Source organism: Hymenobacter mellowenesis, assembly GCF_030581005.1.
GTDB lineage: Bacteria > Bacteroidota > Bacteroidia > Cytophagales > Hymenobacteraceae > Hymenobacter > Hymenobacter mellowenesis.
The window spans coordinates 52853-77583 of record NZ_JAUQSX010000011.1 but is presented as its reverse complement, the minus strand read 5'-3'; the positions used below and the strand labels follow the sequence as shown (position 1 = coordinate 77583).

The window sequence follows — 24731 nt, the reverse complement described above, 5'->3', positions numbered from 1 at the left end:
CACCTTTTTTTATAGGCTTATTTTCATTCTCTCCACTGTGTCTGACTTCTCCGAAGCGCCCGTTATCCGTTGTTTCCTACTGAAAGTAGCTTCGCGCTGCAACATCAACTGCGACTACTGTTATATGTACAACCATTTGGACCAAAGCTGGAAGTCGCAGCCCAAGCTGATGTCTGAAGCCACTCTGCTGGCGGCGGCAGCGCGCATTCAGGAGTACGTACAACAACAGCAGCTCGACCACATTGTCGTGGTCTACCACGGGGGCGAGCCCTTGCTGCTGGGCACCGACCGGTTGGTGGCACATGCTGCCTTGCTCAAGGAACTGCTGCCAACGGTGCAGGTAGATTTTTCATTGCAAACGAACGGCGTATTACTACGAGAAGCCGATGTGCTGGCGTTCCAGAAACATGGTATCCAAGTGTCGCTAAGCTTGGATGGACCGGCCGCCGCGCACGACCGTCACCGACTGGACCACAAAGGCCGCTCAAGCTTTGCCGTCACTGAACAGGCCTTGCACCTGCTGGAACGCTATCCGGATGTGTTCTCCGGTGTAATAGCCGTTGTCGATGTAGCTAATGACCCCGCTGAACTGCTGGAGTACTTTGCAAGCCATGCTATTCCGCAGTTGGATTTTCTGCTGCCTGATGCGAACTACCTCACGCTTCCGCCCGGTCGCGACACCGACCCTGACAGCTACAGTCGTTGGCTGACAACATGCTTTGACGTATGGTTTGACCAATATCCGCACCTCAAGCTTCGAACCTTCGACACGATATTGGCATCGCTGATGGGTATACCCAGCGAAACGGATGGCCTTGGCTTGGGGGATATCAGCTTGCTCATCGTTGAAACCGATGGCAGTTACCACGACTTGGATGTGCTGAAAATCACTGGCCAAGGCACAGGCTTAGCGGGCCAGAGCGTTTATTCCGCTCCGCTGCAGATGGCAGCAGCTTCTGAGCCAGTGCGGGCACACCGGCAGCGGTTGCGCAAGGAGGGCCTGAGCGCGCAGTGTCAGCGCTGTGCGGTCGTGGACGTATGCGGCGGCGGCGCAGTGGCCCACCGTTACAGCGCCGAGGGCTACGCCAATCCCAGTATCTACTGTACCGAGTTGAAGCAACTGATAACCCATGCCGATGCCCGGGCAACTGAGCAGCTACGGGCCGAGCTTGACCAGCACCAGCCCAAGCTTCCCGGGCTAGCCCCGGCGCTCATCGACCAATTCGAACAGGTGCCGGGTGCCTCCAGCGCTTTCCTAGCCGTTATGGCCGCCTTTGAGGCACAGCAGGTCAATAGTTTGGCTAGGGCCCTGATTATTGCCGCTCAAGAGCCAGCAGCCCGTGAGTTTGTGGCTTCCATTCAAGCTTTGCCACCAGAGCGGTTGCAGCGCTTGGCCATTCAGCCATCGCTTGTCGCTTGGGCCGATGTGCTACAAAAGAGTGCAGCTGGCATTACGGTGCATTCCATCAATGGCGAGCCCATAGCACCATCCCCACAGTATGCTCGCCAAGCTGCCTCACTGGCCGAACAGGACATGAGCTGGCCCCGTATTCAGCGCGAGGATGCTTGGCTGCGATTACCCTTTGGGGACAAGATTCTGTTTGAAAACGCGGTAACTGTCACGGCGGGGGAAACAGTGATGGCCGATGCTCTTACTTTAATTGCGCGCTGGAAGGCTCCATTTTTAGAGGAGATGCAGCTTATATCACCCGAGGTGCAGTTTATCCGCGACCCGAGTGCCGACCCCGGCAAAACAGTTTCCTTCAGCGACAACAGTGTTCCAGGGGCGCTCTACGTGCAGCTCACCTACGGCACAGGCTTTGTTGAAGCCTGTGACTTGGCCGATTCGCTCATCCACGAGCACCGTCACCAAAAGCTCTATTTGCTGCAGCGCGTCTGCGACATTGTGCACGCCGATTTTCCGTTAGTGGTTTCGCCCTGGCGCGAAGAGTTGCGACCGCCCACGGGCTTGTTTCACGCCCTGTTTGTTTTCGTGGAGCTACTCGATTTTTGGTCCTTTTTGAAGAACGACTCAGCCAGCAACTGGCAGCAACGTGCCTACCGGGAATGCGAGCGTATCGGCGGGCAGTTGCAAACTGGCTTCACGGCAGTAGCCGACTGCAACCTTACCGAGGCCGGCCGGCAGCTGCTGGGCTTGCTACACCGGCGCTATCAACTGCTGTTGGCATGAAAATATTCATTCCTTATCACCACTTACCCTTAAACACCAGAACGAACTATACTGCTGTCGAGCAGTACTTTGCGGGACGGTTGGTAGATATTGAGCCGGGCCCGGAAGGCTTGCAGCTGCACTTAAGTTGGCCCGACTACGCCGCTTGCTACGTCGACCCGGATTTAGAGCAGGGACTGGCTTGGTGGCGTCATGAGATGCCTGTCCGCCAGCTTCCTTTGGAGTGGGTGCGGCGGAATAATTACCAGCTTTCCCTGAACGACAACTGGACTCTGTACGCTTGGAGCCAATGGCTAACGCGCCGTCTGCAAGGGCCTGGCCTGCCCGAAGAAGTAGTCATCCTGCACGTTGACGACCATCGGGACTGTATGTCGCCCTTGCTGTTTCGAAAGCAGGGGAACCAGTATACCGATGCGCTGAGCAGCAAACCAGTCAATCTATTAGAACCCGCAACTGTTCAGCAAGCCATCGAGTCGGGAGCCATTGCAGTGGGCAGCTTTATGCCGCCGTTCCTGCACCAACTGCCCCAGGTGCAGCTGCGTCACCTGATACCGTCGCACCGCCTAGCCACCGCGTTTCCCGCCGGCTACGTGGCTGCGGTCGACGAAACCGACGCGCTACTGTGCCCTACCGGCCAGCGGCCAGCAGTCGAATTTAGCTCGACGCATCCATCGGGCCGTCGCTACTTTCCCACCGCCGAGTTGGATGAGTTTCTGGCCGAGATACCGCCTCATGCGGCCGTGTTGCTTCACGTAGACATGGACTACTTTAACAACCGCTACGATGGCGACTCTGAGTGGTACCACCAGCCAGCTGTGCACAATCCGCCCGCGCGGGTCGTATACGAGCGCATTAGTGAAGTATTCTCGCGGATTATTACGGCTGTGCCGTGCGCTCGGTTGGAAGACATTACAGTGGCCTTGTCGCCCGGTTTTTTTCCCGCCGAGTTTTGGGAGCAGGGAGTTGAGTTAGTAGACAGAATATTATCCTCCACCCATGACTGACTATTGGACATGGAACTCATCGTTGCATCTGAATTGCTGGCCGAGGACGACTTAACCCGCGCTCAGCACCTTGCCCGCTATTTTGGTCAGCTCACGGTGCAAAGTCGCCAACTGCCGTCTGGGTGGCAACTCACCCTAAGCCGCCCGGTTACTGCCTCGGCTTTCCTTGACCCCGAGTTGGCGGAGGGCCTGGATTGGTGGTCAAAGACTTTCAGTACCATTGGGGTAGAGGATATTTTTGCCGCTGTTTACCGAGACAGTTCCCTACAAATTGCCCTAGAAGATTCGTGGACGCTCTATGCATGGAGCAGTTGGCTTACCCGTGTATCGTCGGACGGCCAAGTACCCACATGCGTAACGCTCCTACACCTCGATGAACACGACGACTTAATGGCGCCGCGGCTGGTGGTCGCCGACGAGAAATGGCAAGATGCCATTACGGGCGCGGCCGTAGACATGCAGGAGCCTGATTCCATCGCAGCCGCTATTCGGAGCGGGGCTATCAGCATCGGAAACTTCATCGCCCCACTTGGGCACTGGCTGCCTGAGTTACATATTCGCCACCTACGCCAAAGTCCAGGGGCTACAAACGATGCAGGCCCAAGCTCACTACACGCTACCTGGCATGAGGATACGTTGCTTGCCCCAGGATGTGCCCGTCCGGCTTTGGAGCTAGGGGATGAATGTCTTGATATTATTTTACCTGGACAGCACACTTACAGGTGTGCTACTAATACTGCTGATTGGTTAGCCGATTTGCCCCCGGGCCCCATTCTGCTGCATATTGACTTAGATTACTTCAATAATCGTTACGAGGGTAATCCTGATTGGAAGCTTACAACACCGGATTTTAATCCCCCGCTCTCCTCCGTGCTTGTTCGTATTGATGAGGTATTTGAAAATCTTGAAGCGGCGAACATTGCGCAGCGCATTGTAGACTACACGGTAGCTATTTCACCGGGCTTCTTTCCGGCCAGCATGTGGGCCGTTGCCGCCGAACGTGTGCTGGCTCACATTTATCGACTGCGTGGCACCACACTTCGGCCAGTAAATACCAGCGCTATACCGTCTTCTAGGTCATGACGAGCAAGAATAAGCCATCAAAAAGGCCGAAATCCGCTGGAAGTCGGACAGGAATCTTAAAGAAGCAGACACCTGTATCTACTGCTGACATCTCGCTGCGGACGGCTCGCGGCAACGCTGAGCGGGGAGGAGGGCCAGGCGGCCATTACTGGCACATTGAAGTGAAAGGGAAGCGCGCCGGTTACATTTTTATTAATGTGATTCGCGATGCACATTTTGGCGAGCATCCATCCATCCAGATTCACCTTAATGTTATAGAGCGTGGAAAGCAAATCGGCCGGACTGCTTACCGATTGGCCTGTGAGCAGTGTTCTCATCCGGTCATATATGCGCACATGAGCAGGAAAAACATTGCTTCGCAGCGAGCTGCTGAAGAAGCCGGTTTTCGGCCAATTGATGAGGGTCTTATACAGTTCGCAATGGTATGGCATCGTTGAATTCCCTCTTGGCTCAACAACGCCTACTAACTAGGATACGCACATTACCGGTGTCAGTACTTCGGGCCAGTGCTACCGTAGATTTCTTGCAACTCTTCGCCGGCACGAAGCCGGCTATTCGCTCTGTATTGGACACACCGGCCGGGGTAACCAGTATGCATACTTGGTGCCGGGAAGCAGATTATGATTTTGCCGTTGATACTGACCGCTATTTCTGTGTAACACCATTAAAGGGTCAGGCTCAGGTCATCCTAGACCTAGACCTTCAATTCGAACAGCATGAGTTGGAGTTCGGGCAGGTATTAGGTTATCCGTACTGTTGTTGTCAGCAAGTAGCTCAAATGACCGAGGCGGGCATTGATGCTTATGCAGCCGTGGTCGCACATTGGCAATTTACCGGCGATTATCAACTTATCAATCCTAGTGGCTACCTGGTAGGTGACTCCTTGATTAGCCACTTACCGTGTTCCCCTCATTGTAAAGCGTCTTTAGCACTAGCAAAGCAGACGCTCTTATTTTTAAGAACTCACACTACTGAGTTAAGGGAACTACTCTCCACTAATCACTATCTTATATCGGACTGAAGGTGACATAGTTGCCATTTATGAAAGTGGAGCATATAAAAGGGAGCACCTTGCCCAGGGTGGTCGCTAACTGGAAAGCTGCAGCCACCGTACGGGAGACGAACTTACGCGAAGAATTAGACGACTGGAAAGCGAATCACCGGACGTTAGCTAACGAGCTATCGAACGGCGTCAATTTAATAGTGCATTTCAAAAAGAGTACTGAACTAGCTCAGAATGTCCTATTCGCCACCCTCACTGATAGTGTCGCGTCAATAGAATGATGTGCAACCGGTAAGGGTAGGATTAAACGACCTAATTCAAAGGAAAACCGCGCAACCCTGGGCAACCACTCTTGATAAGTGACTGAATTTTGCGGAAAATGCGGCATCGCCATTAGAGAGTCCATACACGCTGTTATTCGCTGGAGCTCATTTGGTTTTATTGCTGTTTGACTTATCCCTGTCCAGACCTCGTTCATCGTGCTTTGCGCCCTTGCACATTCCTGTAGCTGCAGAAAAATAGTAGCAGCCTCGCCGGGGCAGCCGATTAGAATGGCTAGTAATAGCATTGCCACCTGAAAGTCGCCTGGCTGGGCCGCACTGCCCTCAAATTGAAGAAGCTGGATTGGACGCACCTGTGCTTTTAGCAGTCGGTAGATGTTAGTAAAGCGCTTGGCGGCGCGTGGGGTAGGAATTAACTCAAATAATTCACCAGCAAACTGGGTTTCCCACGAACGAATAGCCAAAGCAATACTGGGAATACGCATTGCTGACGCAGTCTGGGGCTCGACCAGGGTCTCGCGCGCTGGCGTTGGGGGTAGCAAGGGCGCTACAGCAGCATCTAACGCCGGCGTCGTCGTTGGTTGCGCGGTGCCCCCCGCTGCTTTGTCGACAGTTGGCGGTATGCTGGTGGCCGGGCCAACAGGGCTTGTGAGGGTTGCAGTTACGGGCTCTAATCCGGAAGGCTCAAACAGGCTGCTCATCAGTTGGCGGTATCCGCCTTGGGCCATTGGCCGCAGGCTGAAGGGAATCTGAAATATCTTTTCCAAATAATTCTGCGGCGTCGTCTGCCAATCATCAAGGGGAGAGGCTGGATGTTCTTCTTCGGATTGGAATGGGGTGAAATTCCGGTGCAACGAATGAAGCAGCCAGCGGGGGTCTACCCCTACGACGACCACAAACAACTCGTGCGCTAGCAGCAAGTGAATGGCCTGTAGTACTTCAATGACTTTGTGCGTGGGGCACCGGTCAAGGTCATCGATGTATAACACAATGCGGTCAACGCTTCCCGCAGAGTGCTCGGACCGGCTGCCCTTCTTCAGCCGGTCCGCGAGGTGCTCAAAGTCCCGCCGGATGGTGGAGATAAGCCCTAAGTGCTTGCGGTAATCGTCGGAATGGGACCGTTCAGTTAGGAAGTGTGCTAAGCTCTGGCGTTCCTGTAGCGCCCGGATTCGCTCTTCCAAGGCAACAACGCGCGCTTCTGCCGCCGACAACCCAGCGGCCGCCGTTTGTTCCTGCGTGACTAGCACTTCGATTTTCTGTTGCAAAGCCAACGCCTCCGGGTTGGGTACTTGATTTCTGTTGGTCAAAAACCGCTCGACGCGTTCTTTGGCACCCACTACTGTTCGCACATACGCCCCTACTTTTTTGATTGCACTTTGTACAATGCCGGTCAAGCCCGCCACGAATGCAATCCAATTCGCTATTCGGGCAGCACCCCAATCCAGCAGGCTGCCCACTGGCAGATGCTCCTGTATTTTATGAAGCAGTATGGGAATCACGACTAGCACCCCCACCAGCAGGCCGAGGAGCCACCACATGCTGCGAAAGCTAATAATTGCGCGTAATAAGGCTTGTATCCGTGCCCAAAGTGTCGCCGATTCCGCCACAGCTTGGGTCAGCTTATCTAAGCTGGTGAGCGCACTAGGTATACCCAATCGTTCCGAAGCACTTTCGATGGTTTGCTTGTCTTCCGCTGATAAAACTTTTTTAAAATCCTGCCAGCGTAGTTCGCTTAATGCTATCTGCTTGCTTTCCCGGTCTTGCTGCAACTGAACAAGCTTGTGCCGACGCTCTGTAATCTGTTCCTCTACCCGTTCCTTTTCCCCTTCTGCCTTGGTGACCGCCCCTTTCGCTAATTCTAATTCTAGGCTGGTCGCCGCCATTTCCTCCCCGGCGGATAACACCGGTGAGACATGGGCATCGAGTTTTTCCAGAATGAAACTGACCAAGCTCGCCCACAGATTGGTGTCGACGTAATGCCAAGCATTGAATTCTATCGAGACCACATCGGCGCAGAAGGGCGAGTTCGGGTCTAAGGTTGCCTGTTGCGTCAGTTGCTGGGTTACCTGCCGCATAGACTTCATGAAGAAGCTTTTGCCCGAGCCCCAGTCGCCAAACAGACCAATGGCCAGCGGGGGCTGAATATCCCGGGCCAACATCACTGCGGTTAGAGTTTGGACGTCTTCCTGAATATTTAACTGGTCATTGGCGGTATCGTTGGTATCGGCTTGGTAGCCGGGCAAGTACGAGGACACTGGCGTCGCTAATGTGGGGCGGTGGTCGCGTAAAAAACGTTGTAATTCGCGCGCCGCGGGACCTGTATTGGGGTCGCGCTGGGTTTGGGCCAACAGGCGTTCCACCTCGGCCCGGTCAAAGACAGCCAGGAATCCGGCAAAATTTTCAATAGCCGTGGCGTTCGCACTGCGCGTGTGCGATACCACGCGTTGCACGACCTGTTCCAGGGTCAGCTTGAATGGCCCTAGCAACAAAGCGGCAGCAGGTTGTGCCATCGACGGGGAAGCCAACGCGTACAGCGCATCGTAGCCGTGCGCGGAGCCGGCTTCCATCCGCACAAACTGCTGGCAGACGGCGGCTGCCAGTGCGGGCACGGGCACCACCCGCAAGGCCCGCAGGACCGGCCAAGCCGTAACGGCATCAGGCGATTCGAGCCGTTGCAGGAGTTGGGCAAAGGCATCCGCCTTTTCGGCGTCGGGGGGCAAGTGAATAACCTGGGCCAGGGTTGCAACTTGGGCTTCCGGGTCCCGGAGACATTGGACTGCAGCTTCACCCACGTAGCTGGCCCCGCGTTCGTACAGTCCACCTAAGGTCCAGAACCGGGCATTCGAATACGCTTCCACTAGCACATCTAGGTGCTTCATCAATAGCACTCGGCTATCGGCCCCTTCCGCATCGCACCACACCAGGGCACTCAGCAGCCAAGAGCGGATAAGGGGAATTTCATTTGGTGCCCGGATGGCCGAGCTGAATTCTACTTCACGGTTCGGACTGAAACGCCCTTCGATTTCTTCCCGCAATCGACGGGCTAATGCTTGCCGATCCAGGGATGGAGAGGTGCGAATCACTTCCAGTTCCCGGAATTGCGCAGGTTGGTCGCCGTTGACGAAAACGTCAACAATGTAGTCAAAGCGGCCATCTGCCGCTGAATTCAGCGACGACAATGCGTTGGGCGGACTACTTGGTGGGTCAGCGGAAAGCTGCGCCCCAACCGGTGGAGTCGAAATTTCGGATACTTGGGGGGCAACCAAAACGCTATTAGTTTGCTCATCGGCACGTAAGATGGCCTGCGCCAAATGGCCAATCGTTTCAGCGTTTCGGTTCCGTAGGTCGAAGTAGCGAAGGCGGTTGAATAACCCGTCGGTATCTGTTTTCGCTCCTGGGGGAAGCTCGGCCAGCAGAACCGGGATGATGCGTTTATCCAATCTTTCCGCCTCCCGGGCCAGCCGCATATGGGTAGGTCCCCAGCCCGCCTTGCCCAGAAACAGCAGTACCACACGCGCGGCACTTAAGTGTTGCGCCTCCACATCTTGCCACGATTTGCCGTAGGGAATGTCGCGCCGCCAGAAAAATGTTCGCACACCTAGCGCTTCTAAGGCCTCGACCACCTGTTTAACCTCGATTTCCTGTTCATTGAACAGAATAAAGGCATCCGGTGAATTCGTGGAGGTAAGGAATTCTGCGGGCTGTAAAGAGTCAGTCATGGTAGTGGGCTGGTAATACCAGATAGCAAGTAAGAGAGCTTTCGGCCAACTCAGGCGTTTTCAAGCAGCCACTCGATTACTCTTTAATCTTTCCCAATGTCACTAGCAACGCTTCCTAATATAAATCTTACCTTCGCAGACTGCCACAACAGGGTACGTCTTCTTGACTGATTATCACTGAGAAATACCTCTTTCGTTTCTGATTGTCACATGCCTCCACGGAAAGTACGTTCCGATATAAAAATTGGCACGCTGGAAAAGCGACTCGGCCTCGACAAGGGAGCCATTCGCAACCCGGATGGCACGGATGCGCGCAGCGACAAGCGGTTGGGGAAGCTCCGGGCGGAATATCAGTCTATGTACGGGGCCCCCGTCCGCAAGAATTCCGCCATCATTGCCGCCGCTCTGTCCCCTAAAAAAACCAGCTCTATTAAGACCAATTCGCCCGCCAAACCAGCAGCTAAGAAGGCAACTCCCGCGGCCCCTAAAGCAAAAGCGTCGGCGAGCAAAGCAAAGCCAAAAGCGCCGAAAAAGGCGACTGCTGCCAAATCCACTGCCACAAAGGTGGTACCTAAAAAAAGTCGAAAAGCGTAGCCCATGAAAGCTGTTCGCCCGCCCCGTCCCGAGCGCGTAAAGCATGTGGACTACGATTTCAACGTTTTCATCAACTGCCCTTTCGATGCCACGTTCCAGCCATTGCTGCACGCTGCTATTTTTACTATCCACACCTGCGGGCTCATTGCGCGGTGTGCGCTGGAGGATAGCGACCAGAACCTCCGGTTTTCCCGTATTTTAGATATCATCGGCGAGTGCCGCTATGGCATCCACGACCTCTCCCGCATTGAACCGGGCAAGATGCCCCGCAATAACATGCCCCTAGAGTTGGGCGTGTTCATTGGCTGCCGCCATTTCGGGACCGAGTATGACTACGAAAAAGACTATCTGGTGCTGGACAGTAAGCCGCATCGCTACAAAAAACACATCACCGACCTCGGCGGCGAGGACCCCAGTATCCACGGCAATACGGAAAAGGGAATGATAAAAGCCGTGCGGGATTGGTTACGGTCACGGCTATATGGGCGCATGACGCCCCTGCCCAGCGCGGGCGTTTTCTATGAGCATTACCGGCACTTCCTTACCAAAGCTCCCGATTTATGCGCTCGTAGAACATGGGTATTGGAGGAATTGGATTTCGAGGAATACGTGGTTGTCGTAACCGATTACTTAGAGGAAGCGCACCAATATCGGTCTGAATTGGAGGCAATCTATGAGCAAGCCGTCGCAAAAGGATTGCTGAAATAATGTCCTCTTTATTCCATCTATTTATTTAATTGTGCACTGCGAATACATATCAACCTTCACTATGGCAGCAATCACAATCTGTGGACGAGATAGATAGCAAAGCATAAGCAGGTCCAATAAATTTCAAGGGACGTCACTACCAAATCCTGTTGGAGCCGACGCAAGGCTAATTTACCAAATGGTAAATTCTTCCTGTTATCTTACTGATTGCTATTCGAAATTCTACCTAATTCCGAACGGCTAAGGTGCGGCCCTAACGCCGCTGTAACGGTGGCGTTTGAACGCTGCCGACGGACAGGTTTTCCGAAACCGTCACAATAGCCTCATTTGCGAATGCCGTCGCCGAATTGCTCCTTGCCCCCGCGAATGCGTTCACCAGCTGCTGGCCAAGCTGCGGAAACCCCAGAAGCATCAACAAAGCCCGGGCTCAGTGGTCAGGGCTTTGTCTTTTCTAGACACGCTCATCCTATTCGGGCCGTTTCGCTCAATGATTAAGCTTAGTCGCGTTGTGGACTTGCGTGGCGTAATGGTCAGTCGAATTGCCGCCGTGAATGCCCGCATACACGCAGAACAGGGCAAAGCCTGTCAGACTTACCACCACCGGTGCCCATACCTATCCTTGCCGGGCGCTGCGCCAAAACCACGTCGCGCTGTGCACCTGCGGGAATCAAGTAAATACGATAAAGGCCATGAGCGGCTACCATGCTACGACAACGTTGGGGTTGCCATTAAGAGGACGGCTCCCGGCGTGTCGTATCGGTGCCGTTGCAATGAGCTTAATATCAGAATAATTCTCATTATCCCACAATGAGATATTGTCCTATTTTGAGATAATTTGGTACTACAATGGAATATGTGTAGGTTTCGCTGATATAGTAAAAGAGTGTATTTCTTTTCTATTGAATACCTACTTACAGTTCTCACATTATCAAAATCTCCCCGCAACCTATGGGCCTCTTTGACAAAGTATTCAGCAGCAATGCTGTTCAGACTAACCCTTTTACTGACCCACGCGAAGCCTTCTTTGCGGTTCTCTATGCCTGTATGTCGGCCGATGGAAACGTGGACGATGAAGAAATTAATGCCTTGGTGGCGCTAACCCAACAGAAGGCATTGTTCCGGGGCGTTAACGTGTTGGATATGTATCGCCGCCTTGCGCCCAAAGTACTGGCCTTGGGCGCCCGTAAAGAAACTGTGACCCTGGCAGCACCTCATGTACCCGTTGACTTGCGCGCAACCCTCTTTGCGAACTGTGTGGACTTCGCTGCTTCCGATGGCATCGTAGGCACCGCCGAGCAAGTTATCCTCGAGCAGATTGCGCAAGCGTTAGGTTTGGATGAGCAGGAAAGCACCAACATTCTTGGCGTCATCCTCCTCAAGAATAAAGGGTAAGCGGCGAAGCAATGAACACCGCACTCATCCTAGGCCTCGTTTGCGCGGCCTTAGCCATTGGGCTTTATCTCATCTGGAAAAAAGGGAAGTTGCATGTCGCTGACCGCGATGCGGCTCGCCAGGAGCGTGACGCGGCCCGGGCGCAAATTGGCGCGCTGGAGGAACGGTTCCGGCCGGTTGTCGATGCGGATGCCGAAGGCCAGCGAATCGTTCGCGAAGCGACTGCCGAGCGGGCGCGCATCACCCAAGAGTTAGCCGATACCCGCGACCGGTTAACGCAAAACATCTCGACCCTGGCCGACCAGCAGGAAATCCAGCAGCAGGAGCAGCGTGACTTACAAAAACGCATCAACGAATTGCAGGCCGAGTTTGCCGCGTTGGATGAACAATCCAATCTGCAGTCGTTTGGCTTCTACAAGCCCAAGTTCGACTTCGTGACCTCGGTCGAGTACCAGCAGAAGCTGGAGCACACGCGCATCGCCCAGAAGAACCTCATCACGGCGGGCACGGCGGCTACCTGTTCCACCGAATGGACCGTCAACGGCAGTGTCGTGGAGGGACGCAAGAATACCGCACAGTACCTCAAACTCATCTTACGGGCCTTTAATGGCGAGTGCGATGCCGCCATTGCGCGGGTAAAGTTCAACAACGTGGGGGTGATGGAGTCCCGCATTCGCAAGTCGTACGAGGCCATCAACAAGATTAGCAAGTCTCAACACAGCAGCCTTTCGGAGAGCTATTTAGACCTGCGCTTGCGGGAACTGTATCTCATTCACGAGGTCCAGGAAAAGATTCAGGAGGAGAAAGAGGTGCAGCGGCAAGTCCGGGAGCAGATGCGCGAGGAGGAAATTGCGCAGCGCGAGTTGGAGAAAGCCCGCACCGATGCCGAGAAGGAGGAAAAGCGCTACGCCGATGCCTTGCGCAAAGCCCAAATAGAGGTAGAGCAGGCGACCGGCGAAAAGCAGCAGAAGCTCTTGGCGCAGATTGCGCAACTCCAGCAACAACTCACCCAGGCCCAGCAAGTGAAGCAACGGGCCATCTCGCAAGCGCAATTGACGCGCTCTGGCCACGTCTACGTCATTTCCAACATCGGCTCGTTCGGCGAAGACGTGTACAAAATCGGCATGACGCGCCGCTTGGAGCCGCTCGACCGGGTCAAGGAGCTCGGTGATGCGTCGGTTCCGTTTCAGTTTGATGTGCATGCCGTCATCTACTGCGACGATGCCCCGAAGCTGGAAAATACCCTGCACCGGCTGTTTCATCACCGCCGGTTGAATCGCATCAACGAGCGGAAGGAATTCTTCCGGGTGACGCTGACCGAGATTGCGGAAGCCGTGAACGCGAATCACGGGGAGATAGACTTTCTGCACGAAGCCGAAGCGCAGGAATACCGCAAGACCATGGCACTGCTGAGCGAGGCACAGGCAGTCTAATTCACTTTACGCGACATGTTCTACTCCCCAATCATAGTTAGCGGCCTGCTGCTGCTAACATTGGCCGCACTGCTCATTATTGCCTACACCAGCGGCATCCGCAAAGGGCATAAAAATGCCCGCCAACCTCTTGAGGCCGCACACGTCCGGATTCAAGAATTGGAAGGCCACCTCCGAGACAAGGAGGCTATCATCAATTTTCAGCGTCGCAGTCACTAATCATTCGACATCTAATGCTCAAACCGCTACTGCCTATCTCTGCGCTTATCTTTCTCGCGCTAACTCAATCCTGCTCCCAAGCCAACTCCCACGGCAACGACTACACCGTTGAAGTGCCAGCAGCCCGTCCCAAAACCGCCGCGGAGTTACGCGCCGAATTACTCCAGCGCGAGCAGTCGGCACCGCAGGAGTACTTGCAAGTACAGGGCACGCACCACCGCAACTTCATCAACCAGCTCGTGCTCGAAGGCGACATCACGAACCAGGCCACGCTGGCCCGATTCAAAGACCCGGTCTTATCGGTCACCTGGTACTCCCAAACCCAGACCGAATTGGGCACCCAGCAGTACCCCATCTACGAGTTCGTGCGCCCGCAAGGCATGACGCATTACAAGCTGAAAACGGCTGCGCCCAACGAAGTGGCCACCGTAAGCATTGGCATTGCTGGCGCGACGGCTATCGACTAATTCATCTTTTAACAGGTTCTACCGAATGAAACTGCTCTTACTGTTCCTTTCTCTGCTCTTCACCGGGGCCATACCATCGAACGATGGCGGTGGAAAAGCAAGCCACTCCACTCCTCGTAAGGCCTCGTTCCGTCTTGCGAATCCATTAGCCAAACTGGCCCGATGCTCTGGCGACGCCTCCTGCCGTGCTTGCTCCAATTGCAACTACTGTGGCCACTGCGCTGGTGGCGGGGGGACCTGCGGCGTGTGCGCTCCTTCAACACCGCGGCGTATGTATCGCTCTCCTTCCCGAACAGCCACCAAGACAAGCCGCTCTTACCGAGGTGGGGGCTCAGGCCATGTATCAGCGCCGGCGCCCTCCAAGGCAGAGTTCGGAGTGAGTGGAGACTACTACGTGGCCGCTACGACGCTTAACCTGCGGGCAGCGCCATCTGCTGATTCTGCGGTTGTTCGCGTCCTGGAACGCAACGATGTGGTGACGGTGCAGGAACTCACCAACGCGAAGTGGGTGAAGGTGAGCACGACGACGGCCGAGGGCGAAGTAGAAGGGTACTTATCGCGGGCCTACCTGTCGGAAACCGAGACATACTAGCCGCGGTGTTCATTCTGCGCAACGCACTCACTTCAACTCATTTTTTCGCTTAAAAAACCAAAATCGTGGCTACATACAGAATATCCGGCGTTTGGACAGGCTCAGGTGGTGTAATTACACATTACGCTGTTCATACAGTAGCAGACACTACTAAGAACACTGTCACGCTGGCGAGCAAAACGTCTAAAGCGGATGCTATTCGGCTTGTAGAGCAGGCCAGCAATACAGTAACAACATTGGTATGGAATTCTACAAACAAGGCTTGGTACCATGGGGAAATCGTCCACGTTGTTGGTAGTGGGAGTAGCAAGTATTTGCGTTCAAAACCAGACAGTAGTTTGACGGATAATCTGGACCATTTGCCCAATTTCTCACTGATTTACTAATATCCCCTCTGCCAACCAAAAGGGCCCGGACCACCAGCCGGGGCTTTTTCGTAGCTTGGCGGCTCACTTTACCAACTCGTTCTTGTATGGCCAGCGCAATCCTACACTTAGCAGGAGACAAAGTTCAATTAACAACCGGCGGGCCGGCTTTAGTTGTGCTAAACGCTGCCTACGGCAATACACAAGACTGCCAGTGTGCTTGGTTTACGAAGGAAGGCGAATATAGGACAGCGCTCATACCTCATATGGCGTTGCAAGCCGCAAAAGCGGGCGGTATGTCTTGGTCGTAAAACACACAGCCCCGGCTTCACCATAGAAGACGGGGCTGTTCAGTTTTGACCAGAAACGTTATTCCACTATCAGCTTGCGGTGAGCGGTGCCGGCGTTGTAGGTAAGCTGCACCGTATAAAGCCCTGGTGCCAGCGCTGGCACTGCCAACGTGTGTGGCCCAGCCACCTGCTGCTGGCCAGTTGCTAGGCTCACCACCTTTCGGCCTATTGCGTCCACTACTTCTGCATGCACTGCACTGGCCGCCGGTAGGTAGTAGGACAATGTTGCCGTGCCCGCCGTCGGATTCGGGAACACCGTCAATGCCACTTCCTCGGCTCCTGGCGTCGTGGCCGTGATAATGCGCCGCGTGTACCAGATGGGCGAAGTAACGATGCTATCGCCATCGGCCTGCGCCACCACCGCGTAGTAATACGCCGTGGTGTTCACCCTCTGCGGGTCCACGTAGCTCAGCGCCGTGGCGCCGGCCGCGGCCGTGGCCACCACTACCGGCTTGGCCCCGTTGCCGGGCACCCCGCGCAGCACCTGCACCGAGCTGACCGGCTCGTTATCCGCATCGCTCACGCTCACGCTCATCGAGGCCGGCGCCTGGTCGGCGTAAATCGAGCCCATGGGCTGGCTATTGAGGGTGAAGCTCACCTCCGCGTTCCAGTCGTCCGAGGCATAAAAGTGCCGCTGCCGCAGCGCGTCCATGATGTCGGCCTTGGTCAGCGCCGGGGCCAGCACCACCAGCCGGGCCTGGGTCGTGCGCAGGAAGGTCGTGTTGTGGTTGTCGTGGTCGATGCTGATGCCGGCGTGGTACCCCTTGGCCAATAGCGTCTGGAAGTAGGGCGTGTAGCTGCCCCGCGAGGGGTTGGTGTAGCTGGTGTTGGTCGACGTGGCCGGCCCCGAGCGCAGGACCGTGCCCACGATGGCCGAGTCGGCCCGCGGGCTGAACGCCGTGCCGGCCAGGTTGCCGTAGTCCGTCCGGTTGGGGTGGGCCAGCGTGGCAAAGGCGCCTGGCCGCCGGTTGATTTCCCGGAACAGGGCCTGGTAGTCGTTGCGGGGCGTGAGCACGTCGTAGTTGCCCGGCTCCCAGCCCAGCAGCTGGTTCACGCCGTACACCACCACGTGGCCCCCGCCGGAGATGACGCCCCACTCCATCCCGTACAGCGCCACGAAGCTGCCCGTCGTCGCCTGGTCGGCCTGCTGCAGGCCGCGCGCGTAGTTGGGCAGGCTCATGCCCGCCCCGGCGTGGTTGTGCTCCGAGATGCCCAGAAAGTCGGTGTGGAGCGAGGCGTCGGCGTACTGGAAGTCCTGCAGCGGCGTGGTGGCCAGCCCGTCCTGGTTGCCGTCCGAGTAGCTGCTGTGCGCGTGAATGTTGCCACGGAAGGGCAGCAGCGTGCCCACCGGCGGCACCGGCACGGTGTAAGTTGTATTGGCAAAGAAGGACGTGGTATATGCCGCCGAGCAGCCGGTGCCGTTGTAGGTATACACCTCGATGCGGTACGACTGCCCGGGCACCAGATTGGTCACCGTCACACTGCTGGCCCCGGCCCCCGCGTACACCACGAAGCCGCCGCCCAGCGCACTCCCGCCGCCATAGGCCGCGTTGCCCGTGTAACCCGTGCCCGAGCTCGGCAGCGTCAGCGTCGAGGAACTCGGCCGCACCACCACCAGGTGATTGGTGCCGTTGCCCGGCGTCCAGCTCACGGTGGCCGCCGTGCGCCCCGCCGCCACGGCCGTGGCATTGGTCGCGTCCTGCGTCGGGGGGCTGGCCAGCACGCACGGCGCCGTAGTAAACGTGCCACTCGCCGGCGCCGCCTGCCGGTAGTTGGTCGTGCAGCCCGTACCCAGCAGCTCGTACACCTGGTAGGCGTAGGCCGTATTGGGCTGCAGGTTGGTCACGTTCACCGTCGTGCCCGTCCCGGCATACACCACGAAGCCGCCCGTGCCCAGCGGCGAGCCGCTGCCAAACGCCGTGTTGCCGTTGTACACACTGCCGTCCGTCGGCGCGGTGGCCGCCGCGCTGGCCCGCCGCACGACCACGAGTCGCCCCGTGCCGTTGCCCGCCGTCCAGCTGAGCGTGACGCCCGTGGTGGTCAGGTTGGCGGCCGCCGCGGCCGTCGCGCCCTGCGTGGGCTCCGGTCCCAGCGTACAGGGGGCCGTCACGTAGAGGTTGTCAAACACGGCATTCTCCGTCGCCGTGGTGGCATGGTTCCAGAAGCAGCCCACCCAGGGCAGGGGCGTGGTAGCAAAGGCCGAGTCCTTGCGCACGCCAATGCGCACGAACGTGGCCGTGGTGGGGTCGTCGAACGTGGCCGTGTTGGCGCTCACTTCCAGCGTCCAGTTGTCCTCGTCTGGGGCGTAGAGCACCCGCACCGTATGGGCCGGGCCGGTCGTCGCCCCGGCCGCCACCGGCACGCTCACCGCCGCCAGCGTGCGCAGGTTGGTGGGGCCCACCAGCCCGCCGGTGTAGCGCACCAGCTTCAGGCTGTCGGGCGCGCCCGAATTGCCGTACACCACGGCGTACCCGTTGCCGGTCGTGAAATCCGCCGCGCTGCCGGCCAGCACGAAGGCCGCCCCGTAGTTGTTGGGCCCGAACCCCGAGGGGTTCGGCCGCGACTGCTGCATGTTAAAAAGCCAGGTCAGCTGGTCGGCGTTCTGGCGCAGCACCGGACTGTAGCGACTCGACACGTCCCGCGAAACAAAATCCTTGCCCTGCACGCCGCTGCTGAGCTTGAGTTGGTTGCTCACAATGGAAGCGCCCGTGCCGGCCGTGGTTTCGGTTTCCAGCCAGCCCGCACCCACCGTGGGGCTATCTGGCCGGTTAAAATCATCCAGCAAGGTGGGAGCCGGGGCTTGCGCTAAAACGGCGGTCGGGGCCAGGAGTGCCAGGCCACTGACCAGCCAGCGGCGAAGAGTAAGAGAAGGAATCATGCGAGAGGGGGCGAATTGAGAATCAAGTTACTGCCATACGCGCTACCCGGCCGTGGGGTCGTGCTCGCCAGGCCATCCGGCGCCGCCGTTCCCGCATCTTATCCATCCTTTTTTATCGAACGGCCACTGTGCTAACTATTTATTTTAGCCATTTTTCATACTAAATTTATTAGTAGCGCGTATTATTGTGGAGTTGCCCTATTCAGTACCCCTATGCGAAGCGTCCAGTTAATTCCCGTTCACGCCCACCAAACGCCCTTTTTGCTCCCACTCTTCAGCTGCACGGTCTCCGCCGGCTTCCCCTCGCCGGCCTCCGATTACACGGACGAAGTCTTTGACCTCAACCGCCTGCTGCTGCGCCACCCCGACGCCACGTACCTGGTGCGCGTCAGCGGGGAGAGCATGAAAGACGCCGAGATTCACGAGGGCGACCTGCTGGCCGTCGACAAGCAGCTCGAAGCCGACCATAACCACATCGTGGTCGCGGTGGTGGAGGGCGAGTGCACCGTCAAGCGCCTGGTCTGCGAGCACGGCACCTGGTGGCTCAAGCCCGAGAACCCGGCCTACCAGCCCTGGGAAATCCACGACGCCGGCGACGTGAAAATCTGGGGCGTGGTCACCCACGTCCTGCACGAGCTGATTCCCGGCAAGCTGGCCGCCCTGCTGCGCACCCGCGACTAATTTTCTCCGGTTCTCTCCCCCTCCCCTGCCCCGTGTACGCCCTGGTCGACTGCAACAATTTCTACGTGTCCTGCGAGCGGGTCTTCCAGCCCCGGCTCGACGGCCGGCCCGTGGTGGTGCTCAGCAACAACGACGGCTGCCTGATTGCGCGCAGCGCCGAGGCCAAGGCCCTGGGCCTGCGCATGGGCGACCCCTACTTCCAGGTCAAGCCCTTGCTCGAGCAACACCACGTCACCGTATTCTCCAGCAACTACGCCCTCTACGGCGACATGTCGCGCCGGGTGATGTGGTACCTGGGGCAGGTTGCCCCGGCGGTGGAGGTGTACTCCATCGACGAGGCCTTCCTGGACCTGCACGGGCTGGTGCCCTTCGTGGTCGAGAGTTTGGATGCCTACGCCCGCACCGTGCGCGCCAACGTACTGGCCCGCACGGGCATCCCCACCTGCGTGGGCATTGCGCCCACCAAAACCCTGGCCAAGCTGGCCAACCGGCTGGCCAAGAAACTGCCGGCCCTGGGCGGGGTGCTGCACCTCGACTCGGAGGACCGCCGCCGCTGGGCGCTGGAGCAGGTGGCCGTCGAGGACGTGTGGGGCATCGGCCGGCAGTACGCCACCCAGCTGCACGCGGCGGGCATCACCACCGCGGCGGCGCTGGCCGGGTGCACGGAGGCCTACGCCCGCCGGCACCTGGGCGGGGTGGTCGGGGCCCGGCTGGTGCGCGAGCTGCGGGGCTACCCGTGCCTCGGGCTGGCTCCCAGCGAGGACGGCACGCTCGCCCGCCGCAGCCTATGCTGCTCGCGCACGTTCGGCCGGCCCCTGAGCGCCTTTCCCGACGTGACGGGGGCCGTGAGCGCGTTCGCGTCGCGCGCGGCGGAGAAGCTGCGCCGCCAGGACGGCGCGGCCCATCTGCTGACCGTGTTCCTGGGCAAGAGCCGCTACGGGCTGGAGCCCCCACCCTACTCGTGCTCGACCACCCTCACGCTGCCGGTGGCCACCAGCGACACCGTCGAGCTGGTGCGCTACGCCCGGGCCGCCCTGAAAAAGCTCTGGCAGCCGGGGAAGCGGTACACGAACGCCGGGGTGGTGTTCGACGGGCTGGAGCCGGCCGGCCAGGCCCAGCTCGGTTTGTTTGAAGCGGCACCGGTTTCGGAAAAGCGCGCCCGCCTCATGGCCGAGCTCGACGCGCTGAACCGCCGCTTTGGCAAGGGCACGGTGCGACTGGCGGCCACGGTTCTGGCCCCCGGGCAATCCGTAGCGCCTTGGGAAGGGCAGGCCCAGTGGCGCACGCCCCAGTATACCACCCGGCTGGAGGATTTGCTCCTCGTGGGGTGAATCATGGTTTTCATCTGCTGTCCCGTATCCAATCCCTCGTCTCTTAAAACCTCGTCCGAGGAGCCGGCAATTCGTCCGGCAGGCTTTACCTTTCCCGTCCATGACCCTGAATCAGTTCAATGCCCTGCCCGAGGACCAGCAGCTTGCGGCGGTGTACGCGACCGGCACCTACGTGGCCCGTCGTTGGCAGGAAGTCTACGAAGCGGTGCTGCTCTACGAAATGCCGGGCCGCTTCTTCGTGGAGCTGACCTATCACGTCGACACCAACGAGGTGCAGTACCTGTTCCCGTTCGAGGCGGGCGGCGAGGACGACCGCCTCGGGGACTACGCGATGTTTGTGCAGTTGCCAGGCTGGCTGCCGGCGGCGGAGTAATGCCTACCGCAGAACAGCAGGTGCTGGCCGAGGCCATCCTGCGCCACCGCCCGTTCTCCCTCCCCGTGGCTATCCGGCGCGCGCTGGCGGCAGCGGGAGAATACGTCCCGCCGGAGGAAGAAACCCAGCTCCAGCAGTATGCCGATTCCATTGACATCGATATGGTGCCCGACGGCTACCGCTACGTGAGCCGGAACCGGGTGCCGCTGCTGGGCCTCGGGCCGCTGGAAGTCTTCGCCGAGCCGGGCAATCCGCAGTTGCTCACGCGCTGCGCCGTGTGGTACGGGCTCGAGGCCCAGGCCGAATGGCACCGCCGGGGCGGGGCGTAGTTCGGGGTCGCGCTAGCGCAGGAACGGAAAGCCCCGCCAGGGAAATTTAGCCAGCATTCGCCGGGGAAAAGTAAGTACCTTATCTTGCTTGCGCTAGCCTCTCCGTTATGTACCCTACTCCTTCCGACAGCTCCGACCAGCCGGCTTATATCACCGACCCTGCCCAACTACCGGTGCTGTTGCAGCAACTCGTTGCAGACCTGGCGGACCCCACCGTTGTCTATTTACTAGGCGGGCACTACTACGAACGCACGAATCACCCGCGCACTCGCCACTTTCCCGCCGTGTTTGCCCTGCGGCAAGATGAAACAGCGAACGTGGCGGTGGGACCGGATTTTGTGGCCTTCGACACCGAGTTTATCCGTTACCCTGAACGAGGTGAGCCCCACTACCCGGGCCCATGGGCCGACCACTTCCGCGCCACCGTGCCCTTCGCTCAACTCTACCAAATCTGCCGCAAGGTGCTCACCCCGGCGGAGCAAACGGCCGGGGAAGTAGGCTATGGACCCGATACCCTCCTCTATTATAATGAGACGGCTTATAAACGGTACCCCACGCCAGCCGATATAAACCATGCCTATGCGGCGGCTCCCCCTTCCGGAGAACACCCGCTGGTAGCCGTCCTGACGGCAGTGGAGGCGGGCCTGGCGGACCCCGCCAATCACTACCTAGTGAATACTACCTCGTTCGAGGGCCCGGAGGGCCCCGTGCTACTGGGCATGCTTCATCTACAGGCCCATACCACCCAAGACTTGGTCATTGAAGCGAATTCCTTCACCTGTTCCGTGCGGCTGGACCCGTACGACCGGCGAGCGTGGTCAACCGTACGCGTGGCGTTTGCTCAGGTCTGGCAAGTGCTGCTGAGCGATAGTCCCCAAGTAGACCTGGAAGAAGTCGAAGAAGCCGGCGGCCTCCTCTACGATGCCCCCGAGGTATTGAGTGCCTACGCTCGGCCGGGGCGAATGGCTTAATTTATTCGCTGCCTCTCTGATGGATGAACTCCTCCGCCCCCGACATCCCCTGGATAAGTACCACCAGTCGCAACTGGAATTTCTAGCCGCGCTACCGGAAGAGCAGCGCGCCGAGCACGCCCGCCTGTTTCGGTTGGGTAATGCCAGCTACCGCTACCAGCAGCAGGCCGTGGGTGTAATTACCAAAGCCGACTACCTGGACTGGCTCGAAGGCTTGTCGGCTAAGATGCGCCGCGTGGTTGAGCAGGAAGGCTTTGAGCTAAGCAAAGGCAGCCTAGCGTTGCGGCGACACGCGCTGGAACGGCGCGACCAGGGCTATTCCTCCTTCATGCAAGCCATCCTTTCGCCCGAAGACTGGGATTATCAGAAAAGTGTATCTACTGCTGTAGTGTGAATTCGATTTTCCGTTGCACATTTATGCATACCCACTTTATTTCTCATGCGCATTTCCCCAGTATGGTTTCCTGACACTCATTTTAAAAGCATCCTAGAGCCGGCCGTATCGAATGAAGGTGCTCGTGTGTATCACGACAATGACCAATGTAGCGCAGTGCGCTTCGCGCACAGTTCACCTGCGCCCTACTCAGGACAAGAAGGCCTCAACCACTGCTTCCATTGCCAGCAGCAACATGAGCGCGAAGCCCTCGGGGTAATTTAGAAACCTAGTTGCTACTGTTCACCCAAAACGCGCCGCCACCAACTGGGCTTCTTGCCCATCTGCACTTCCAAAAACGCCTCTAATTCATCCTTTTTGAAAACCAGCCGGTCACCCTGCCGGCTGCTGCTCAGCAGGTAGTCCGGAATGTCCTTGCGCAGTTTGCGCAGCGTCATCGGTTCCATGATGAGTACGGCGCGGGTGCCGCTGATTTGCCAAGCGGTGGGGTTGTGTTGAAGGATTTCGAGTAGTTCCGTTCGGACTTTATCATGCTTGCCGCGGGTGTAGCCATCAAGCGAAACTACGGTGCACCACGCAGGCAGTTCCATTTGCGGGGGCAAGGACTCCCGGAACAGTGCCACCAAAATTTCACTGGAAAACGTGAGAATATCCAGCGGGAAGCCCTCCGTTTGCAGCTTCTCGCACACGCGCAGCAAGTAGCGCCGGTAGAACGCAGTGCCAAGCTGCGACTTGAGGCGCTTGACCTGGCGGGCCAGCGTGCGGCTCACGCCGGTGTGGTCGGGCAACGAGGCATCAGTGTAGAGCACAAGGCAGCGCTTGCGTATCTCGGTTTCGAAGCTGTCCTTCTCCTGGTTCATGGAGAGCACCACGGCGGGGTACTGACCCACCAGGTGGTCTTCCTTAATGAGGGCCACGGCGTGGGAGTTGAAGCGGGTGGCATCGAGGTCATCGAAGGCCAGCGGGTAGCGCTGGTTCTGCTCGCGCAGGCCGGCCACCTTCGACTTGGTGAACCAATCCTTTTCCAGAAAGCCATCGAGCCCGAACATGGACTTGAGCAGCAGCCGAATCAACTCCGACTTGCCGCAGTTGCTGCGGCCGTAGAGAATGCCGAAGATGGGATAGTCGTAGATGAAGCCGTTGCGGGCGGCGTCGTTGCGCAAGTCGCAGAGAAATGGGCTCAGATACAGCCAGCATTGGAAGGTAAAATAGTCGCGGGCCAACTTGGCGGTGTTGCCGTGAAACTGCTGGTAACCGGCGAAATACTCCACCAGCAGGGCAGCATCGGCGGCCACGTCGGCGTCGGCTACTTCCAGCGGCCAGGGCTGGCCGCCGCGCGTGACGCGGGCCGTGCGCCAGTCCACGGTTACGGTCTCCTCGTCGTTGGCCTCGGCTGTGCGCTGGTTGGATTTGACGTAGCGAATGCCTTCGGTGGCAATCTTGCGGTCAACGCGCACCGCGTTTTTGCTGGTGACGAGCTGGGCGGCCAGTTCGGTCAGCACCTTGGGCGGGCGCTGGGCCAGGAACTTCTCGATGACAACCGGCCCCGGCGGACCCTGCTCGATGACGTAGATGGTGGGCAGGCCGTTGCTGGAAGTGGCGCGGGCGGGGTTGAACAGCGGCAGGTGCGAGGTGTCGAGTCGCTCGTCGGTGAAGGCCTCTTCGGCGACGGGCGCGGCCGACTGCTCCCGGATGGCCAGGTATTTGGCCTGCTTGGCTTCCCAGGCCACGGGGTCGTTGTCGAATACGTAGAAGCTCTCGTTCTGCACACCGCCAAAGCCGCGCTCCGACAGGTTAGCGCTGCCGGCCAACACTCGGGTGTCGCCGGTAGTGGTGTTTTCGAGCAGAAAAAGCTTTTCGTGCGATACCAGCTGCTGCACCACGAAGAAGCGTAGTGTGCCGGCCGCAATGCGGGCGTGCAGGTCAGGGGCCGGACCGTCGGGCTGGCGCGGGGCACCGGTGAGTTCCTCCCGAATCTCGCTGAGCAATAGCGTCTGGAAGTGCAGCAGCTTGGTGGCGTCGTTAATGATGTCTTCGCGGCCGAAGATGATTTCCACGTCGGGACACCAGGCGGCCAGGCGGGCTATCATTGAGATGCTGTTGGAATAGGTCAGCACCCGCACCCGGTCGTAGCCGCTGAACAGCTGCGCGGCGGTACTCGTGGCGGCGTGTTCGGCGCGGGCGTGCACTACTTCCAGGCCCGGCTCGGGGGCGCGCTCGAACAGGCTGGGAGCCGCTGTTTTGGCAGATTTGGCGGGGGCTTTGGATGAACTCACCGGGTTATGGTTAGGAGTCGGCTGGTTCGACAGCCGGTGTATGGTTTTGGGTAGATATGACCACGTGGCCGCGCCTTCCAAAATACGGTACTATGAC

Annotated in this window: 23 protein-coding genes; 20 read left to right on the top strand and 3 right to left on the bottom strand. The window is 58.2% G+C overall.

The window, feature by feature from the left end:
• Positions 1-37: 37 nt before the first annotated feature.
• The 5 genes from yhhB (at position 38) to Q5H92_RS19275 (ending at position 5299) form a co-directional block, all read left to right on the top strand.
• Positions 38-2191, top strand: a complete 2154-nt coding sequence (yhhB, locus tag Q5H92_RS19295; RefSeq protein ID WP_305013198.1) for a cyclophane-forming radical SAM/SPASM peptide maturase YhhB — start codon at positions 38-40, stop codon at positions 2189-2191.
• Positions 2188-3195 carry a hypothetical protein gene (locus tag Q5H92_RS19290; RefSeq protein WP_305013197.1) on the top strand — a complete coding sequence of 336 codons (1008 nt, stop codon included), beginning with the start codon at positions 2188-2190 and terminating at the stop codon, positions 3193-3195. The genes yhhB and Q5H92_RS19290 overlap by 4 nt, the downstream gene beginning before the upstream one ends.
• A gap of 9 nt (positions 3196-3204) precedes the next feature.
• Positions 3205-4278: a hypothetical protein gene (locus tag Q5H92_RS19285; RefSeq protein ID WP_305013196.1), complete on the top strand. Its 1074-nt coding sequence runs from the start codon at positions 3205-3207 to the stop codon at positions 4276-4278.
• Positions 4275-4715 carry a GNAT family N-acetyltransferase gene (locus Q5H92_RS19280; RefSeq protein ID WP_305013195.1) on the top strand — a complete coding sequence of 147 codons (441 nt, stop codon included), beginning with the start codon at positions 4275-4277 and terminating at the stop codon, positions 4713-4715. Before Q5H92_RS19285 ends, Q5H92_RS19280 begins: the two co-directional genes overlap by 4 nt.
• Positions 4716-4801: 86 nt before the next feature.
• Positions 4802-5299: a hypothetical protein gene (locus Q5H92_RS19275; RefSeq protein WP_305013194.1), complete on the top strand. Its 498-nt coding sequence runs from the start codon at positions 4802-4804 to the stop codon at positions 5297-5299.
• A 211-nt stretch (positions 5300-5510) separates the two neighbouring features.
• Here the strand turns inward: Q5H92_RS19275 and Q5H92_RS19270 are convergent, their stop codons facing one another.
• Positions 5511-9281: a P-loop NTPase fold protein gene (locus Q5H92_RS19270; protein WP_305013193.1), complete on the bottom strand. Its 3771-nt coding sequence runs from the start codon at positions 9279-9281 to the stop codon at positions 5511-5513.
• Positions 9282-9491: 210 nt separating this feature from the next.
• Between Q5H92_RS19270 and Q5H92_RS19265 the strand changes: the two genes are divergently transcribed.
• From Q5H92_RS19265 to Q5H92_RS26700, 9 genes are all read left to right on the top strand, one after another.
• Positions 9492-9875, top strand: coding sequence for a hypothetical protein (locus Q5H92_RS19265; protein WP_305013192.1), 384 nt, complete (start codon positions 9492-9494; stop codon positions 9873-9875).
• A gap of 3 nt (positions 9876-9878) precedes the next feature.
• A complete protein-coding gene (locus Q5H92_RS19260; RefSeq protein ID WP_305013191.1) occupies positions 9879-10583 on the top strand; it encodes a hypothetical protein in 705 nt (234 codons plus the stop codon).
• 948 nt (positions 10584-11531) lie between these two features.
• Positions 11532-11975, top strand: coding sequence for a tellurite resistance TerB family protein (locus Q5H92_RS19255; protein ID WP_305013190.1), 444 nt, complete (start codon positions 11532-11534; stop codon positions 11973-11975).
• An 11-nt stretch (positions 11976-11986) separates the two neighbouring features.
• On the top strand, positions 11987-13408 hold the full coding sequence (locus Q5H92_RS19250) for an SNIPE associated domain-containing protein (RefSeq protein ID WP_305013189.1): 1422 nt from the start codon (positions 11987-11989) through the stop codon (positions 13406-13408).
• 15 nt (positions 13409-13423) lie between these two features.
• Positions 13424-13627, top strand: coding sequence for a hypothetical protein (locus Q5H92_RS19245; protein WP_305013188.1), 204 nt, complete (start codon positions 13424-13426; stop codon positions 13625-13627).
• A 14-nt stretch (positions 13628-13641) separates the two neighbouring features.
• Positions 13642-14094 (top strand): hypothetical protein, encoded by a 453-nt coding sequence (locus Q5H92_RS19240; RefSeq protein WP_305013187.1) that lies wholly within the window; start codon positions 13642-13644, stop codon positions 14092-14094.
• Positions 14095-14470: 376 nt separating this feature from the next.
• On the top strand, positions 14471-14686 hold the full coding sequence (locus Q5H92_RS19235; RefSeq protein WP_243520365.1) for an SH3 domain-containing protein: 216 nt from the start codon (positions 14471-14473) through the stop codon (positions 14684-14686).
• Positions 14687-14751: 65 nt separating this feature from the next.
• Positions 14752-15072, top strand: a complete 321-nt coding sequence (locus Q5H92_RS26705; protein ID WP_369811166.1) for a DUF3892 domain-containing protein — start codon at positions 14752-14754, stop codon at positions 15070-15072.
• Positions 15073-15158: 86 nt separating this feature from the next.
• Positions 15159-15362 (top strand): DUF2158 domain-containing protein, encoded by a 204-nt coding sequence (locus Q5H92_RS26700; RefSeq protein ID WP_369811165.1) that lies wholly within the window; start codon positions 15159-15161, stop codon positions 15360-15362.
• Between the two features lie 58 nt (positions 15363-15420).
• On the opposite strand, the gene Q5H92_RS19230 is transcribed toward Q5H92_RS26700, so the two are convergent.
• A complete protein-coding gene (locus tag Q5H92_RS19230) occupies positions 15421-18279 on the bottom strand; it encodes a CehA/McbA family metallohydrolase (RefSeq protein WP_305013186.1) in 2859 nt (952 codons plus the stop codon).
• 261 nt (positions 18280-18540) lie between these two features.
• Here Q5H92_RS19230 and Q5H92_RS19225 point away from each other — a divergent pair, with 261 nt between their 5' ends.
• The 6 genes from Q5H92_RS19225 (at position 18541) to Q5H92_RS19200 (ending at position 22358) form a co-directional block, all read left to right on the top strand.
• Positions 18541-18960, top strand: coding sequence for a LexA family protein (locus tag Q5H92_RS19225; protein WP_305013185.1), 420 nt, complete (start codon positions 18541-18543; stop codon positions 18958-18960).
• Between the two features lie 32 nt (positions 18961-18992).
• Positions 18993-20291, top strand: a complete 1299-nt coding sequence (locus Q5H92_RS19220) for a Y-family DNA polymerase (RefSeq protein ID WP_305013184.1) — start codon at positions 18993-18995, stop codon at positions 20289-20291.
• A 100-nt stretch (positions 20292-20391) separates the two neighbouring features.
• Positions 20392-20664 carry a hypothetical protein gene (locus Q5H92_RS19215; RefSeq protein ID WP_305013183.1) on the top strand — a complete coding sequence of 91 codons (273 nt, stop codon included), beginning with the start codon at positions 20392-20394 and terminating at the stop codon, positions 20662-20664.
• A complete protein-coding gene (locus tag Q5H92_RS19210; protein ID WP_305013182.1) occupies positions 20664-20993 on the top strand; it encodes a hypothetical protein in 330 nt (109 codons plus the stop codon). The genes Q5H92_RS19215 and Q5H92_RS19210 overlap by 1 nt, the downstream gene beginning before the upstream one ends.
• Positions 20994-21100: 107 nt before the next feature.
• Entirely contained in the window at positions 21101-21964 is an 864-nt protein-coding gene (locus Q5H92_RS19205; protein ID WP_305013181.1) for a hypothetical protein, read from the top strand.
• 19 nt (positions 21965-21983) lie between these two features.
• Entirely contained in the window at positions 21984-22358 is a 375-nt protein-coding gene (locus Q5H92_RS19200) for a hypothetical protein (RefSeq protein ID WP_305013180.1), read from the top strand.
• A 275-nt stretch (positions 22359-22633) separates the two neighbouring features.
• On the opposite strand, the gene Q5H92_RS19195 is transcribed toward Q5H92_RS19200, so the two are convergent.
• Positions 22634-24634, bottom strand: coding sequence for an Aq_aa27 family P-loop NTPase (locus Q5H92_RS19195; protein ID WP_305013179.1), 2001 nt, complete (start codon positions 24632-24634; stop codon positions 22634-22636).
• Positions 24635-24731: the final 97 nt, after the last annotated feature.